The sequence below is a fragment of the Aeromonas sp. R7-5 genome, assembly GCF_040908015.1.
In the GTDB taxonomy this organism is placed as follows: domain Bacteria; phylum Pseudomonadota; class Gammaproteobacteria; order Enterobacterales; family Aeromonadaceae; genus Aeromonas; species Aeromonas caviae.
This window is the reverse complement of the sequence record NZ_JBFOCZ010000028.1, coordinates 90,050-106,096: the sequence shown is the minus strand read 5'-3', so window position 1 is coordinate 106,096 and position 16,047 is coordinate 90,050. Positions and strand designations below refer to the sequence as shown.

At 65.1% G+C, this 16,047-nt stretch carries 14 protein-coding genes; 12 read left to right on the top strand and 2 right to left on the bottom strand.

The features are described from left to right. The first annotated feature begins 88 nt into the window (after nucleotides 1-88). The 12 genes from AB5Y53_RS12220 (at nucleotide 89) to rraA (ending at nucleotide 14,663) form a co-directional block, all read left to right on the top strand. Nucleotides 89-1,009, top strand: a complete 921-nt coding sequence (locus AB5Y53_RS12220) for a LysR family transcriptional regulator (RefSeq protein WP_113069169.1) — start codon at nucleotides 89-91, stop codon at nucleotides 1,007-1,009. A 260-nt stretch (nucleotides 1,010-1,269) separates the two neighbouring features. Next, nucleotides 1,270-1,911, top strand: coding sequence for a TetR/AcrR family transcriptional regulator (locus AB5Y53_RS12215; RefSeq protein WP_368182154.1), 642 nt, complete (start codon nucleotides 1,270-1,272; stop codon nucleotides 1,909-1,911). Between the two features lie 94 nt (nucleotides 1,912-2,005). Next, the gene (gene hlyD / locus AB5Y53_RS12210) at nucleotides 2,006-2,974 is read left to right on the top strand and encodes a secretion protein HlyD (RefSeq protein ID WP_368182153.1); all 969 of its coding nucleotides are present in this window, start codon (nucleotides 2,006-2,008) and stop codon (nucleotides 2,972-2,974) included. After that, a complete protein-coding gene (locus AB5Y53_RS12205) occupies nucleotides 2,971-4,740 on the top strand; it encodes an ATP-binding cassette domain-containing protein (protein WP_368182152.1) in 1,770 nt (589 codons plus the stop codon). Before hlyD ends, AB5Y53_RS12205 begins: the two co-directional genes overlap by 4 nt. Beyond that, on the top strand, nucleotides 4,737-5,846 hold the full coding sequence (locus AB5Y53_RS12200; RefSeq protein ID WP_368182151.1) for an ABC transporter permease: 1,110 nt from the start codon (nucleotides 4,737-4,739) through the stop codon (nucleotides 5,844-5,846). Before AB5Y53_RS12205 ends, AB5Y53_RS12200 begins: the two co-directional genes overlap by 4 nt. 3 nt (nucleotides 5,847-5,849) lie before the next feature. Further along, a complete protein-coding gene (locus AB5Y53_RS12195; protein ID WP_102948952.1) occupies nucleotides 5,850-6,938 on the top strand; it encodes an ABC transporter permease in 1,089 nt (362 codons plus the stop codon). Nucleotides 6,939-7,233: 295 nt separating this feature from the next. Next, nucleotides 7,234-9,780 carry a nitrite reductase large subunit NirB gene (gene nirB / locus AB5Y53_RS12190; protein ID WP_368182150.1) on the top strand — a complete coding sequence of 849 codons (2,547 nt, stop codon included), beginning with the start codon at nucleotides 7,234-7,236 and terminating at the stop codon, nucleotides 9,778-9,780. Next, entirely contained in the window at nucleotides 9,780-10,097 is a 318-nt protein-coding gene (gene nirD, locus AB5Y53_RS12185; protein WP_336592699.1) for a nitrite reductase small subunit NirD, read from the top strand. The genes nirB and nirD overlap by 1 nt, the downstream gene beginning before the upstream one ends. A 137-nt stretch (nucleotides 10,098-10,234) precedes the next feature. Continuing rightward, on the top strand, nucleotides 10,235-11,047 hold the full coding sequence (gene nirC, locus AB5Y53_RS12180) for a nitrite transporter NirC (protein WP_368182149.1): 813 nt from the start codon (nucleotides 10,235-10,237) through the stop codon (nucleotides 11,045-11,047). Between the two features lie 12 nt (nucleotides 11,048-11,059). Then, nucleotides 11,060-12,466 carry a siroheme synthase CysG gene (cysG, locus tag AB5Y53_RS12175; protein WP_368182148.1) on the top strand — a complete coding sequence of 469 codons (1,407 nt, stop codon included), beginning with the start codon at nucleotides 11,060-11,062 and terminating at the stop codon, nucleotides 12,464-12,466. A 132-nt stretch (nucleotides 12,467-12,598) separates the two neighbouring features. After that, nucleotides 12,599-14,023, top strand: coding sequence for a magnesium transporter (mgtE, locus tag AB5Y53_RS12170; RefSeq protein ID WP_368182147.1), 1,425 nt, complete (start codon nucleotides 12,599-12,601; stop codon nucleotides 14,021-14,023). 154 nt (nucleotides 14,024-14,177) lie between these two features. Further along, nucleotides 14,178-14,663 carry a ribonuclease E activity regulator RraA gene (gene rraA / locus AB5Y53_RS12165; protein WP_010676045.1) on the top strand — a complete coding sequence of 162 codons (486 nt, stop codon included), beginning with the start codon at nucleotides 14,178-14,180 and terminating at the stop codon, nucleotides 14,661-14,663. 271 nt (nucleotides 14,664-14,934) lie between these two features. Here rraA and AB5Y53_RS12160 read toward each other — a convergent pair whose 3' ends face one another. Next, complete coding sequence (locus AB5Y53_RS12160) at nucleotides 14,935-15,609, bottom strand: 7-cyano-7-deazaguanine/7-aminomethyl-7-deazaguanine transporter (protein WP_010676046.1); 675 nt, start codon at nucleotides 15,607-15,609, stop codon at nucleotides 14,935-14,937. Nucleotides 15,610-15,753: 144 nt separating this feature from the next. Beyond that, a complete protein-coding gene (locus AB5Y53_RS12155; RefSeq protein WP_041211964.1) occupies nucleotides 15,754-16,041 on the bottom strand; it encodes a DUF3630 family protein in 288 nt (95 codons plus the stop codon). Nucleotides 16,042-16,047 lie beyond the last annotated feature (6 nt).

Here is a 16,047-nt window from a genome sequence, read left to right as displayed (position 1 = left end):
TAGCTGCATCAGACGCCATATGAAGAGACGGCAACTCGGGTATCATGAAGGGGTCGGCCCGTCAGGCGCCGCCTGCGAGGAGACGACCATGACCCCGGATTTCAACCTGCTGATCACCCTGGATGCCCTGCTGGAAGAGGGCAGTGTGGCGGGCGCCGCCAGACGGCTAGGCCTGAGTGCTTCCGCCATGAGCCGGGCCCTGGCAAGGCTGCGGGAGACCACAGGGGATCCGCTGCTGGTGCGGGCGGGACGCGGCCTGATACCCACACCCCGGGCGCAGATCCTGCGGGATGAGGTCGCCCGCCTGGTTCAGGAGACCCGGGCCGTGCTGCGCCCCCAGCAGGAAGTAGACCCGGCGAGCCTGGAGCGCACCTTCCGCCTGCGATCCAGCGACGGCTTCGTGGAGGCGGTAGGCCCCGCCCTGCTGGCGCGCCTCGCCGTCGAGGCCCCCGGGGTGCGGCTGCACTTTCTGGCCAAACCCGACAAGGAGAGCGGCCCCCTGCGCCGTGGCGAGCTGGACTTCGAGACCGGGGTCATCGGCGCCACCACGGCCCCCGAGCTGCGCACCCAGGCCCTGTTCCAGGACCACTTCGTCGCCGTGGTGCACCCGGACCACCCCCTCTGCGACGGCACCCTGACCGTGGCGCGCTATGCCGCCGCCCGCCACGTGCTGGTCTCCCGCCGGGGCCAGCCACACAGCCTCATCGACGAGATCCTCGCAGGCCAGGGGAAGCGGCGCACCATCACCACCCTGGTTCCCGGGTTTGCGACGGCGCTGGCCCTGGTCAGGGAGAGCAATCTGGTGGCGACGGTGCCGCACCTGCACTGCGCCAGCCTGCTCGGCGATCTGGTCACCCTGCCCCTGCCCTTCGCTCTGCCAGGGATCCGGGTCGCCCTGCTCTGGCACCCCAGTCAGGATGCCGATCCGGGCCACCGCTGGCTGCGCGCCCTGATACGGGACACCTGTGCCCGGCCCCCCTATCACACCGGGGCCACCGACACCCCCTGATCCGGGTCAGGCAGCGCCCGGCTCCATCACAGGCCCCTTGTGGCCCGAGCGCCCAGAAGCGCCTTTCACCACCCCATCACACCGACATGCCCGTGGCTTGGGCACAATCGGTGGATCCTTCCCCCTGCCGGACGGGGATCACGGCCCCTCAGAGCGGGGCGGATCACATTGCGGGCAAAAAGATCCTGTCGCCCGCTTCCGCATTTTTTATACGGTCGTATAATTGCGTACAAAATGCATACACCAGGAGCACCAGCCAGATGCACCCCACCCGTCAGAAACTGCTCGATACCGGCCTCGCCATCGCCACCGAGAAGGGGCTGCGCGGCCTCACGGTGCGCGAACTGGCGGCGGCGGCAGAGGTGAACCTCGGCTCCTTCGTCTACCACTTCGGCAACCGCGACGCCTTTATCGACGAGCTGGTCGAGCTCTGGTACGCCCCCCTCTATGCCGAGCTCAAGGCGGTGGCAGCCAAGGGCTCCTACCCCTCTGCCATCGCCATGTTCGAGGCCACCATGGAGGCGCTGATCGGGCTGGTGGCGCGCCAGCGCGGCTTTATCAACCACCTGTTTGGCGATGCGCTGGCAGGTGAAGGGGCGGCCCAGCGCTTTCTGCTCAGCCTGCCGCGCCGTCATCCCCTGCTGCTGATCGAGCAGGTACGGATGGCACAGGCGGAAGGGTCGCTGGTCGCGGGCCACCCGCTCCAGCTGATGATCTTCATCATGGGGTCGGTCGGCCTGCCGCTGGTCATCGCCGGCAGCGGTCGCCAGCTCGGCTGGCTGCCCGAACAGGCCGCCCCCTTTCTCAGCCAGATAGACAACCCCGAGGCCGCCAGACAGCGGCTGGTATGGGCCCTGCGCGGCCTGCGCCCCACCGACATCAAGGAAGGAGAAACGGCATGAAACAACCCATCGCCATCATCCCTATGGCAGCTCTGCTGCTGGCCGTTTTCGGTGGTGACCTCTGGTTGCAGAGCCATCCTCAAGGAGAAGCAGCATGAAACAACGCATTGCAATCGTGGCCCTGCTGCTAACCGTTATCGGCGGCTACCTCTGGTGGCAGGGGCGCCCGGCCGACGGCTCCATCCTCTACGGCAACGTCGATATTCGCGACGTCAATCTGGCCTTTCGGGTCGGCGGCCGCGTCGATCAGGTGCTGGTCGATGAGGGGAATAGGGTAAAAGCCGGTCAACTGCTGGCCCGCCTCGATCCAGTTCCCCTCACCCACAGCCGCGACAGCGCCCGCGCCAATCTGGCCGCGCTCACTGCCGCCAACACCTTGATCCACAAAGGCTATCGTAGCGAAGAGACCGACCGCGCCCGGGCCGCACTGGCCGCCGCCGAAGCCGCTGCACTGGAAGCCGACCAGCAGTGGCGCCGCCAGAGCGCATTGGCCGCCACCGGCGCCATCTCCCGCGGTCAGCTCGATACCGCCCGCTCCCAGCGGGATCAGACCCAGGCGCAGGTACGCTCGGCACGCGAACAGCTCGCCCAGCTCGAAACCGGCTACCGCCCGGAGGAAATCGCCCAGTCCGATGCCCAGCTGGAAGGGGCCAAAGCGGCGCTCGCCAGTGCCGAGCTGGCGCTGGCGGATGCCAGCCTGACCGCCCCCAGCGATGGCATCATCATCAGCCGCGCCGTCGAGAATGGCAGCATGGTGCAGAGCGGAGCGACCGCCTTCAACCTCTCCCTGACCGCGCCGGTCTGGGTGCGCGCCTATGTGGAGGAGCCCTGGCTCGGCCACTTCCCGAGCGGCGCCAGGGTGATCCTCACCACCGACTCGCGGCCGGATCAGCCCTATCACGGGGTGGTGGGTTTTGTCTCGCCCACCGCCGAGTTCACCCCGAAATCGGTGGAGACGCCGGATCTTCGCACCCACCTCGTCTACCGGCTGCGCATCGTGGTGCAGGATCCCGACCCGGCCCTGCGCCAGGGGATGCCGGTCACCGTCAGGCTGGCCCCATGAGCAGCGCCATCTCCCTCGAGGGGCTCACCAAATGCTTTGGCGAGCGGGTCGCCCTCAACGCCATCTCGGCCACCATTCCGGCCGGTGGCATTACCGGACTGGTGGGCCCCGACGGCGCGGGCAAGAGCACTTTGCTGCGCCTGCTGGCCGGTCTGCTGATCCCCGAAGCGGGCACCATCCGGGTGCTGGGGCTGGATCCGGTGAGCGAGGGAGACCTGCTGCGTCAGCGCCTCGGCTACATGCCCCAGCAGTTCGGCCTCTACGAGGATCTCAGCGTGCTGGAGAACCTCACCCTCTACGCTGACTTGCGCGGCGTACTGGAGCCCGAACGCACGCCCACCTTCGCGCGGCTGCTCGCCTTCACCGATCTCGCCCGCTTCACCGCAAGGCCGGCAGGCAAGCTCTCTGGCGGGATGAAGCAGAAACTCGGGCTGGCCTGCGCCCTGCTCGGCACCCCGGATGTGCTGCTGCTCGACGAACCGGGGGTCGGGGTCGATCCCATCTCTCGCCGCGCCCTCTGGCAGATGGTGCGCGAGCTGGCCAAGGGGGGGATGACGGTGCTCTGGAGTACCGCCTATCTCGATGAGGCGGAGCTGTGCGACCACGTGCTGCTGATGGCGGATGGCGAGGTGCGCACCAGCGGCACCCCGGCCGATCTGATGGGAGCCATGGCCAGCCGCTGCTGGCTGCTGGAGGCGGGGCAACTGGATGGCCGCGAGCGGCGCGCCCTGCTGCGCCGGGCACTGGCTCACCCGGCGGTGATGGATGGTGCGGTGGCGGGGGAGCGGGTTCGCTTGCTGCTGCACCCGGGCATGACGCCCCCACCGCTCCCGGAGCTGCATCTCGCCAACGGCGCCTTTCAACCGGCCCAGCCCCGGCTGGAGGATGCCTTTATCGACCTGCTCGGCGGCGGCCCCGGCGGGGAGTCGAGTCTGGCAGCCGGGATGCGGGAAGCCGAACTGCCGCAGGGGGTCTCCCCCGAGGCGGTGATCGAGGCGCGCCACCTCACCAAGCGGTTCGGCGATTTTGCCGCCACCGATGACGTCAGCTTTGCGGTGCGCCGCGGCGAGATCTTCGGCCTGCTCGGCCCCAACGGGGCGGGCAAGTCCACCACCTTCAAGATGGAGTGCGGCCTGCTGCGCCCGAGCGAGGGACAGGCGCTGGTGACCGGCATCGATCTGGCCCACAGCCCCTCGGCGGCGCGCCAGCGCCTCGGCTACATGGCGCAGAAGTTCTCCCTCTACAAGCAGCTCACCGTGGCCCAGAACCTCTCCTTCTTCGCCGGTATCTACGGCCTGTTCGGCCGCCACCAGCAGAAGCGGATCGATGCCATGGTGACTGCCTTTGCCCTCGCCCCCTGGCTCGATCAGAAGGCGGAATCCCTGCCCCTCGGCCTGCGCCAGCGCTTATCGCTGGCCTGCGCCCTGCTGCACGAGCCGCCGCTGCTGTTCCTCGACGAGCCCACCTCCGGGGTCGATCCGGTGACCCGGCGCGAGTTCTGGTCTCACATCAACGCGCTGGCCGACCACGGCGTCACCGTGCTGGTCACCACCCACTTTATGGACGAGGCGGAGTATTGCGACCGCATCGCCCTCATCTATCGCGGCAAGCTGCTGGCCCTCGGCACCCCGGACGATCTCAAGGGGCTGGCCGCCAAAGAGGCGGCGACCTCTTTGCCAACCGGTTCCTTGCCGACCTGTTCTTTGCCAACAATGGAAGAGGCCTTTATCACCCTGGTCGAGCGGGCCAGCGAGGAGGACTCATGAGCATCAACCGTCGGCGACTGCTGGCCCTCTGCCGCAAGGAGACGCTGCAAATCGTCCGCGATCCGAGCAGCATCCTCATCGCCTTCATCATGCCGGTGGTGCTGCTGGTGGTGATGGGTTACGCCATCAATCTCGATGTGGACCATCTGCGCCTCGGCATCTGGCGTACCGATAGCGGCGCCCCGGCGGTGCGGCTGGAGCAGGCCCTGCGCGGCTCTACCGCGCTGGAAATCCACAGCGGCCCGAGCAAGGAGTCCCTGCTCGCCAGTCTGGCCCGTGGCGAGATCCGCGGCCTGCTGGTGATCGATGACGGCTTCTCCCGCGCGCTGGCCGGTCAGGGCAATGGCACGCCGCAGGCACTGCTGCTGACCGACGGCTCCGAGCCCAACACCGCCAACTTCGTCACCAACTATGTGCAGGGGATCTGGCAGGGGTGGCTCGCTGGCGAGGGGGTCGCCATGCCGGTGTCGATAGAGAGCCGCGCCTGGTTCAACCCGGCTCTGGTGAGCCGCAACTTTCTGGTGCCGGGCTCCATTGCGGTGGTGATGACCATCATAGGCGCCCTGCTCACCTCGCTGGTGGTGGCGCGGGAGTGGGAGCGCGGCACCATGGAGGCGCTGCTCGCCACCCCGGTCACCAAGGGGGAGCTGCTGCTCTCCAAGCTGCTGCCCTACTATGGCCTTGGCATCATCGCCATGCTGCTCTGCCTGCTCTTCTCGGTGGCGGTGATGGGCGTGCCATGGCGCGGCTCCCTGCTGCTGCTCTTTCTGGTCACCAGCGTCTTTCTCGGTAGCGCCCTCGGGCTCGGGCTGTTCCTCTCCACCGTGATGCGCAGCCAGTTCAATGCCGCGCAGGCGGCGCTGATCGCCGCCTTTCTGCCCGCCGTGATGCTGTCGGGCTTCGTGTTCGAGATCGCCAGCATGCCGCCTTGGCTTCGGGCCATCACCCACCTCATTCCGGCCCGCTACTTCGCGAGCTCCCTGCAGACCCTCTATCAGGCGGGCAGCGTCTTCTCGATCCTGCTGGTCAACGGTTTCTGTCTGCTGCTGCTGGCCGGTTTCTGGCTCATCCTCACCGCCCGCAAGACGCGGCGCACTCTGGAGTAACCCATGCTGATCCGACTCTGGTGGCTGATCCGAAAAGAGCTGCAGGCCCTGATGGGCAATACTCAGGGGCGCTTTCTGCTCATCATGCCGGTGCTGCTGCAGACCGCCCTCTTTCCGTTCGCCGCCACTCTGGAGGTGACCGGCAACACGCTGGCCATCTACAACCAGGATGGCGGAGCCCAGAGCCGCGAGCTGCTGGAGCGCCTCACTCATATGCCCGCCTTCACCACCATCATCCCGGTGCAGGGCGAGGCGGGCATGACCGAGGCCATCACCGGGCAACAGGCACTGCTCGGGCTGATTATTCCGGGGGATTTTTCGCGCCGGCTGGCGCGGGGCGAACCGGCCAGGGTGCAGCTGATTATCGACGGCCGCCGCTCCAACGGGGGTCAGGTGGCGGCGGGCTACATCAGTCAGGTGATCGCCCGCTGGCAAAGTGAGGGCAAGGGGCAACCCGAGCTGGCGGTACGCAACCTCTACAACCCCAACGTCGAGTTCCACTGGCATATCCTGCCGGCCCTGGTGGCCATCATCACCACCACAGGTTGTCTTATCGTCACCGCCCTATCGGTCGCGCGGGAGCGGGAAGAGGGCACCTTCGATCAGCTGCTGGTCTCCCCCCTCACCGCAGGCTGGATCATGGCGGGCAAGGCGGTGCCCGGCATCATGGTGGCGGTGGGGCAAGGGTGCATAGTCGCGCTGGCCGCCCGTTTTGTCTTTCACCTTCCCTTTGCCGGCAGCCTCAGCCTGCTGATGGCGGGCATGGTCTGTTACGGGCTGGCACTGGCCGGGATCGGGCTCTTCATCTCGTCGTTCTGCTCGACCCAGCAGCAGGCCTTTCTCGGGGTCTTCTCCTTCACCGTCCCGGCGGTGATCCTCTCGGGCTACATCTCGCCGGTGGAGAACATGCCGCAGGTGTTCCAGTGGCTGGCGGCCATCGACCCCCTCACCCACTTCATCGTGCTGCTCAAGGGGGTCTTCCTCAAGGGGTTCGACTGGTCGGCCGCCTGGCCCCTGCTCTGGCCGCTGCTCGCCATCGCCGGCGTCACACTGTCGCTGGCGCTCGCCATGTTCCGCCGCCATATCGCCTGACGCGCCAACTTGTTAAGCTGATGCCGGTCTCGCCCAGCGCGAGGCTGGCCTTTTCCGCCAGAAGTTTTCACTCCCCGGCAGTGGGTAAACCGGGCTTTCCCTCCACCATCCCTCACCCCGAGCCAGCCCAGAAATCACTAACTGGTATACCTATTTTTGTATAGTGTTGAATTTTCTAGAATTACCCCTGATGAGATATATAAATAGACACTTGATTTGCATCAATCGCCCACCCCTGCCGACTGGGTAGCCTAGCCCCAGAATGATGTTTTATTACTCCAAACTTGAGGCAACTATGAGCAAAGTCAGACTGGTCGTTGTGGGCAACGGCATGGTGGGGCACCGCTTCATCGAAGAGCTGATCGAGCGGGCCGACCCGGGCCGCTACGAGATCACCGTCTTCGGTGCAGAACCCCGTCCCGCCTACGATCGCGTCCATCTCTCCTCCTACTTCTCCCACCACACCAGCGAAGATCTCTCCCTCGTCAAACCCGGTTTCTACGACAAGCACGGCATCCGGCTGCTGCTCGGCGAAGCGGTGAAAAAAATCGACAGGGCCAACCGCGAAGTGCACTCCAACAAGGGCACTGTGGTCGAGTACGACAAGCTGGTGCTGGCCACCGGCTCCTACCCCTGGGTGCCGCCCATCCAGGGCAGTCAGCACCACGAGTGCTTCGTCTACCGCACCATCGAGGATCTCAAAGCCATCCGCAGCGCCGCCAAGAGCGGCAAGAGCGGGGTGGTGATCGGGGGTGGCCTGCTTGGCCTCGAAGCCGCCGGCGCCCTCAAGGCACTGGGTCTCGAGACCCACGTGGTGGAGTTTGCTCCTGTGCTGATGGCCGAGCAGCTCGACGGTCAGGGCGGCCAGCTGCTGCGCCGCAAGATTGAATCCATGGGCGTTCAGGTACACACCAGCAAGAGCACCAGCGAGATCCTGATGCATGGCGGTGAGCAGGCGAAACACCGCCTCGCCTTTGCCGACGGCAGCCAGCTGGAAGTGGATGTGGTGGTCTTCTCCACCGGCATTCGCCCGCAAGATACCCTGGGCCGTTACGGTGATCTCGCCATCGCCGAGCGCGGCGGCATCGTCATCGACGATCACTGCCTCACCTCAGACCCCGACATCTATGCCATCGGCGAGTGCGCCGCCTGGCAGGGCCGCTTCTTCGGGCTGGTGGCACCGGGCTACAAGATGGCCCAGATCACCGTCGACCATCTGCTCGGCGGCGACAGCCGTTTTGAGGGGGCAGACATGAGCGCCAAGCTGAAACTGCTCGGCGTCTCCGTCGGTTCCATCGGCGATGCCCACGGCCGCACCCCGGGCAGCCACAGCTATGTGTTCCAGGACGACCAGGCCGGCGTCTACAAGAAGATCGTGGTGAGCGAAGACAACAGCCGCCTGCTCGGCGCCGTGCTGGTGGGTGACGTGGAAGATTACGGCAACCTGCTGCAGATGATGCTGGGCGCCCTGCCGCTGCCGAGCCACCCGGACACCCTGATCCTGCCTGCCTACGCCGGTGCCAAGCCGACCCTGGGGGTGGATGCCCTGCCGGAGAGCGCCCAGATCTGCTCCTGCTTCGACGTCTCCAAGGGCGACATCGCCAAGGCGGTGGCCGAGGGTCACACCACCCTGGCCGCCATCAAGCAGCACACCAAGGCCGGTACCGGCTGCGGCGGCTGCGTGCCGCTCATCAGTCAGGTGCTCAACGCCGAACTGGTGAAGCAGGGCATCGAGGTCAACAACCACCTCTGCGCCCACTTCCCCCACTCCCGTCAGGAGCTGTTCCATCTGGTCAAGGTGGAGGGGATCAAGAGCTTCGACGAGCTGCTGGCCAAACACGGTCAGGGCTATGGCTGCGAGGTGTGCAAACCGACCGTCGGCTCCATCCTCGCCTCCTGCTGGAACGGCTATGTGCTGAGCCCGCTCAACACCCAGCTGCAGGACACCAACGACATCTTCCTCGGCAACATGCAGAAGGACGGCAGCTACTCCGTCATCCCGCGCATGGCCGGTGGTGAGGTGACCCCGGAAGGCTTGCTGGCGGTGGCCGAAGTGGCCCGCGACTACAAGCTCTACACCAAGATCACCGGCGCCCAGCGCATCGGCCTGTTCGGTGCCCAGAAGGACGATCTGCCCGCCATCTGGCGCAAATTGCTGGCCGCGGGCTTCGAAACCGGTCAGGCCTACGCCAAGGCGCTGCGCATGGCCAAGACCTGCGTCGGCAGCACCTGGTGCCGCTTCGGCGTGCAGGACAGCGTCGGCCTCGGGGTCTTCCTCGAGAACCGCTACAAGGGCATTCGCACCCCCCACAAGATGAAGTTCGGTGTCTCCGGCTGTACCCGTGAATGTGCGGAAGCCCAGGGCAAGGACGTCGGCATCATCGCCACCGACGCGGGCTGGAACCTCTATGTGGGTGGCAACGGCGGTATGAAGCCGCGCCACGCCGATCTGCTGGCGTCTGACCTCGACCGCGAGACCCTCATCAAGCTTATCGACCGTTTCATGATGTTCTACGTCACCAGCGCCGACAAACTGCAGCGCACCTCGGTCTGGCTCGGCAACCTGGAAGGGGGTGTCGACTACCTGCGCGAAGTGATCGTCGACGACAAGCTGGGGCTGGCCGAGACACTGGAGCGCGATATCCAGACCCTCATCGACAGCTACGAGTGCGAATGGTCGCGCACCCTCAACGAAGAGCAGGCGTTGCAGCGTTTCAGCCACTTCATCAACAGCGACAAGCGCGACCCGGACGTTCAGTTCGTCAGCGAGCGCGACCAGCACCGACCGGCCACCCCGGCCGAGCGCATCCCCGTCTACCAGATCGAGATGGAAACCAAATGATGAAACTTGCCTGCCAACTCAATGACATTTTCCCAGGCACCGGGGTTTGCGCCCTGATCGAAGGTCGCCAGATCGCCCTGTTCCGCCCGAGCGCGGCGGCCGAGGTGTTCGCCATCGACAACCGGGACCCCTTCTTCGCCGCCAACGTGCTGTCGCGGGGCCTGATCTGCGAACACGACGGCGAGCTCTGGGTCGCCAGCCCGCTCAAGAAGCAGCGCTTTCGCCTGAGCGATGGCCACTGTTTCGACAACCCCGCCATGTCGGTGCAGAGCTATCCCGTTGAAGTACGCGACCAGCAGGTCTGGGTCGCCGTCTAACACCAGACCCCACCCCGGCCCTCCCCTTCACAGGGGAGGGAGCAAAAAGCTCCTCCCCCTGAGCAAGGGGGAGGCTGGGAGGGGGTTGAAGAAACAGTCAGGGTTGCCTGCGGGCGGCCCTCTTGAAGGAAACAAAGATGTATACCGAAACCATCAACAAGTGCGCCGCCAACGCGGCCCGCATCAACCGCTTCGAGCGCAGCGACAAGCTCGGCTTCTGGCTCAGCTCCGCCATGGCGGGGGCCTATGTGGGCCTCGGCATCATCCTCATCTTCACCCTCGGCAATCTGGTGGATCCGAGCATCCGTCCGCTGGTGATGGGGGCCACCTTCGGTATCGCCCTGACCCTGGTCATCATCGCCGGCTCCGAGCTGTTCACCGGCCACACCATGTTCCTCACCTTCGGGGTGAAGACCGGCAAGATTTCCATGGGGGATCTGCTGCGCATCCTGCCCCAGACCTGGGCCGGCAACCTGATTGGCTCCGTCGTGGTGGCGCTCATCTACTCCTACGGCGGCAGCCTGCTGCCGGACGCGGGCAGTCTGGCCCACAAGGTGGCGCTGGCCAAAACCCAGGCACCTGCCCTGACCCTGTTTATGAAGGGGATCCTCTGCAACTGGCTGGTCTGCCTCGCCATCTGGATGGCGCTGCGCACCGAGGGTGCCGCCAAGTTCATCGCCATCTGGTGGTGTCTGCTGGCCTTTATCGCTTCCGGCTACGAGCACTCCATCGCCAACATGACCCTGTTCGCCCTCTCCTGGTTCGGTGCCCATTCCGAGGCCTACACCCTGGGCGGCATCGGCCACAACCTGCTGTGGGTGACCCTGGGCAACACCGTCTCCGGTGCCCTCTTCATGGGCCTCGGCTACTGGTATGCCACCCCCAAGGCTGAGCGCCCGGTCGCGGTGAGCGACGCCACCACCACTGCCAGCCAGACCCAAACCGCCTGATCAGGAGGCCCCATGGACTACTTGCCCATCTTTTGCCGACTCGACAACAAACCCGTGCTGCTGGTCGGCGGCGGCGAGGTGGCGGAGCGCAAGGCGCGCCTGCTGCTGGATGCCGGTGCCCAGCTCACCGTGGTCGCACCCGATCTCGACCCCGAGCTGGCGGAACTGGCTGCCAACGGTAGCATCGAGTGGCTGGCCGGTGAATTCGCGCCGCAGCAACTGACGGGCAAGTGGCTGGTGGTGGCCGCCACCGATCGGCGCGAGGTGAACGCCCTGGTCTACCAGAGCGCCAATCAGGCGCGGATCTTTGCCAACGTGGTGGACGATCCGAAGCGCTCCAGCTTCATCATGCCGTCGATCATCGATCGCTCGCCGCTGATGGTGGCCATCTCCTCCGGCGGCAAGGCGCCGGTGCTGGCTCGCTTGCTGCGGGAAAAACTCGAAGCCCTGCTGCCGCAGCATCTGGGCGCCGTGGCGACCTTCGCCGGCAGCCTGCGGGAGCGGGTCAAGGCGCGCTTCGCCATCATGGGAGAACGGCGCCGCTTCTGGGAACGGCTGCTCGGAGCGGACCGGCTCGGGCAGGCGCTGGCACGGGGCGATCACGCTTCGGCCAATCAGCTGGCCGACAATCTGTTTGCCGACGAAAGCCAGACCGGTGGCGAGGTGGTGCTGGTCGGTGCCGGCCCTGGCGATCCGGGTCTGCTCACCCTGCACGCCCTGCGCCAGATGCAGCAGGCGGACGTGGTGGTCTATGACCGGCTGGTCTCGGACGAGGTGATGGCGCTGGTGCGCCGCGACGCCAAGCGCATCTTCGTCGGCAAGCAGGCGGGCAACCACTGCGTGCCGCAGGAGGGGATCAACCAGCTCTTGCTGGAAGAGGCCAAGAAGGGGCAGCGGGTAGTGCGGCTGAAGGGGGGCGACCCCTTTATCTTCGGCCGTGGCGGCGAGGAGCTGGAGACACTGGTCGGCACAGGCATCGGCTTTCAGGTGGTGCCGGGGATCACCGCGGCCAGCGGCTGCGCCGCCTACGCCGGCATTCCGCTCACCCACCGCGACCACGCCCAGAGCGTTCGCTTCGTTACCGCGCACGGCAAGGGGGGCGCCCGGGATCTCGACTGGCCGCTGCTGGCCAAAGATCGGCAAACGCTGGTCTTCTACATGGGGCTCTCCTCCTGCGCCACCATCCGTGAGCAGCTGCTGGCCCACGGCAAGGCAGGCGACACCCCGGTGGCGCTGATCGAGCGCGGCACCCAGCCAAGCCAGCGGGTCATTCGCGGCACTCTCGATGAGCTGCCCGCGCTGGCAGTGGGGGTCGAGAGCCCGGCCCTCATCATGGTGGGTTCGGTGGTGACCCTGGCGGACCAGCTTGCCTGGTTCGGGCAAGGATGCACCGCCGACGCGGCCCTGGCCTCGGCCTGATCGCTGCATCCATTCCAACGCCACCCTCGGGTGGCGTTTCTTTTTCTGCATTTACAGTCATAACCTCTTGTTTTGAGTCTGGTATCCTATGGGGACTGTCCGCCGGATCACCGAATTCAGGAATTCTGCTTCATGTCCCTCCCCCCCAAGAACAGCGCCAAACAGCGTGAACACGACAGAGCCCGCATCCTCACGCTGCTGCTGGCCGATGACGCCCTCACCGAGAGCCTGCTCGACCCGCAAGGGGAGCAGGACGCAGCGCTTCGGGACCAGACCAGCGAGCTGACCCGGCTGGTCAACAGCCTGCCCGCCGCCGATATCGCCGATGCGCTGGAGTCCCTGCCGCCGGACGAGCGCCACGTGCTGTGGCAGCAGGTGGATGCAGACAAGCACGGCCAGATCCTGGTGGAAGCGTCGGAGACGGTGTGGGACAGCCTCATCAGCGGCATGAGCGACAAGGAGCTGCTGCACGCCCTGAGCACCCTCGACATCGACGACCAGATCTACCTGGGCCAGCACCTGCCCCGCAACCTGATGGGGCGGCTGCTCACCTCCATGGCGCCGGTGGACAGGGACAAGGTGCGGGAGGTGATCCGCTACGGCAAGCACACGGTCGGCGCCATGATGGACTTCGAGCTCATCACGGTGCGGCCCGACGTGACCCTGGCCACCGTCCAGCGCTATCTGCGCCTACGCGGCCAGATCCCCGAGAACACCGACAAGCTGTTCGTCACCGATCGGCACAACCGGCTGCAGGGGGAGCTACCCCTCACCGCCGTGCTGCTGCACAAGCCCGAAACCCTGGTGAGCGACGCGATGGAGAAGGATCCGGTCACCTTCGATCCGGAAGACAACGACGAGGCCGCCGCCCGCACCTTCGAGCGGGACGACCTGGTCTCCGCCGCCGTGGTGGATGCCAGGGGCAAGCTGATGGGACGGCTCACCGTCGCCGAGGTGGTGGACCTGGTCTATGAGGAGAGCGACACCGACCTGCGCCGCATGGGGGGGATCAGCGAGGAAGAAGACGTGTTCGCCCCCGTCTCCAAGGCGGTCAAGACCCGCTGGGCCTGGCTAGCCATCAACCTCTGCACCGCCTTCGTGGCATCGCGGGTGATCGGTCTGTTCGAGCACACCATCTCCCAGCTGGTGGCGCTGGCCGCGCTGATGCCCATCGTCGCCGGCATCGGTGGCAACACCGGCAACCAGACCATCACCATGATAGTGCGGGCGCTGGCGCTGCAGCATATCCAGACCGGCAACGTCTCCTTCCTGCTGTGGCGCGAACTGGGGGTAGCCCTGATCAACGGCCTGGTGTGGGGCGGCATCATGGGCATCGCCACCTTCCTGCTCTATCAGGATGCGGCGCTGGGGGGCGTGATGACGCTCGCCATGATCCTCAACCTGCTGGTGGCGGCCCTGATGGGGGTCATCATCCCCATGACCATGAGCCGGCTGGGGCGCGACCCGGCGGTGGGGGCCAGCGTGATGATCACCGCCATCACCGACACCGGCGGCTTCTTCATCTTCCTGGGGCTGGCGACCCTGTTCCTGCTCTAGGGCCCGAGGCTGAGCGTCTGCGGCGCCTGCCATGACGCGGGGCCGCTTTCGCGCAAAAACGGCATTTCCCGCCACTGGGCAAGGAATAGTCGTTGAAATGCCAACCCCACTCCTTATACTGGATCCACCTGTTTCCAGCGGTGGATCTGACACAATGGAATACAACACTTCAGAACTGTGCGACATCTATCAGGACATGGTGGATGTGCTCGAACCCATGCTCTGCTCCTTCGGCGGCCGCGCCTCTTTCGGCGGCGTCATCACCACAGTCAAATGCTTCGAATCGAACGGTCTTATCCGTGAACTGGTCAAGGAGAACGGCGTTGGTCGCGTGCTGTTGATCGACGGTGGCGGCTCCATGCGGCGTGCCCTGATCGACAGCGAGATCGCCACCACGGCGGCGGAAAATGAGTGGGAAGGGATCGTCTGCTACGGTTGCGTCCGTGAGGTCGATATCCTGGAAGATCTCGACATCGGCATTCAGGCCCTGGCGGCCATTCCGGTGGGCGCCGACAGCAAGGATATCGGGGAAACCGATCTGCCTGTCAACTTCGGCGGCGTCACCTTCCTGCCGGATGACCACCTCTATGCCGATACCACAGGGGTGATCCTCTCCCCCGATGCCCTCGACATCGAGTAAACAGCGCTGAGTGAAAATGGGAGCCCTGGCTCCCATTTTTTATGTCCGCTGATGGCGGAAAAGACGCAAAAAAAGAGGGCCAGTAAACTACTGGCCCCTTAACTGGAAGCAATGTGAGCAATGTCGTGCCTTCACAAGAAGTCCATCACGTTGGAACAAATGAAGTCTTTCCCGGAAAACAAGTTAACAATAATCATTCTCATTTAACTGTGCAAGCCTTATTTGCGAAGATCGCAAAAAAATTGACCACCCATGGGGGCGGTCAATCTCATCAGGCTTGTCGCGTAGCAGCTTGCAGGCCAGCCAATCCGGCCTCCCCCACCAGCTTGCGGCTGAGATAGCGCAGCAGCACACCGTAAAGCGGCACAAACAACCCCAGACTTATCAGCAACTTGAATACGTAATCTACGGTCGCGATCTCGACCCAGTGCTCGGCCATGAAGGGATCTGTGCTGCGCCAGAAGGCGATGCTGAAGAAGGCGATGGTATCCACCAGATTGCCGAACAGGGTGGAGGCCGCCGGTGCCACCCACCAGGCTTTCAGCAGGCGCAGGCGGTTGAACACCACCACATCCATGAACTGGCCCACCAGATAGGCCATAAAGCTGGCTAACGCGATCCGGGCAACAAAGAGATTGAACTCTGCCAGATTGCCCACCCCCTGGAAGCTCCCTTCGAAGAAGAGCACCGAGAGCACGTAGGACACGGTCAATGCCGGCAGCATCACGGTCTGGATGATCTTGCGCGCCAGGCCTGCGCCGAAGATCCGCACCGTCAGATCGGTGGCCAGGAAAATGAACGGGAAGCTGAATGCACCCCAGGTGGTGTGGAAGCCAAAGATGGTGATCGGCAGCTGCACCAGGTAGTTGCTGCTGGCAATGATCAGGATGTGGAACAACGAGAGACGCATCAGTGCCGTCTGGTACTGAGCCGGAGTCAGGTTCATATTGTGACCTTTTTGGTTAATGGGGTTAGGGAACCCATATCGCCACCATGGCGATAATCAAGGGGCGAGATTATACGCCCCCAAATTGATAGTTCAATCTTTATGCGGTTATCTCAAGGGATTGACTCGCATCGCACGCCAAGCTCACTCCCGGGACTGCCGAGCCAGCCAGAGCAGCGCCTCCGCGTCGTCCGGCTGCACCGCCGCCAGCCAGCAGCCGCTGTAATGTTCGTACTCGAGCCGAAAGCGGCTGCCTTCAAACTCCAGCAGCCAGCTGTGGCGATCCGCCCCCCACTCCCGCTCGAGTGCCGCCAGCTCCCACTCCTGCAACAGGGCCTCTGCCAGAGTCGGGAAGCTGTCCCAGTCAAGGCCCGGGCAGGTCAGCATCACCACCCCGGCTTCCCTGTCTGTCTGCGTGATACGCCAGTTCATCCGTTG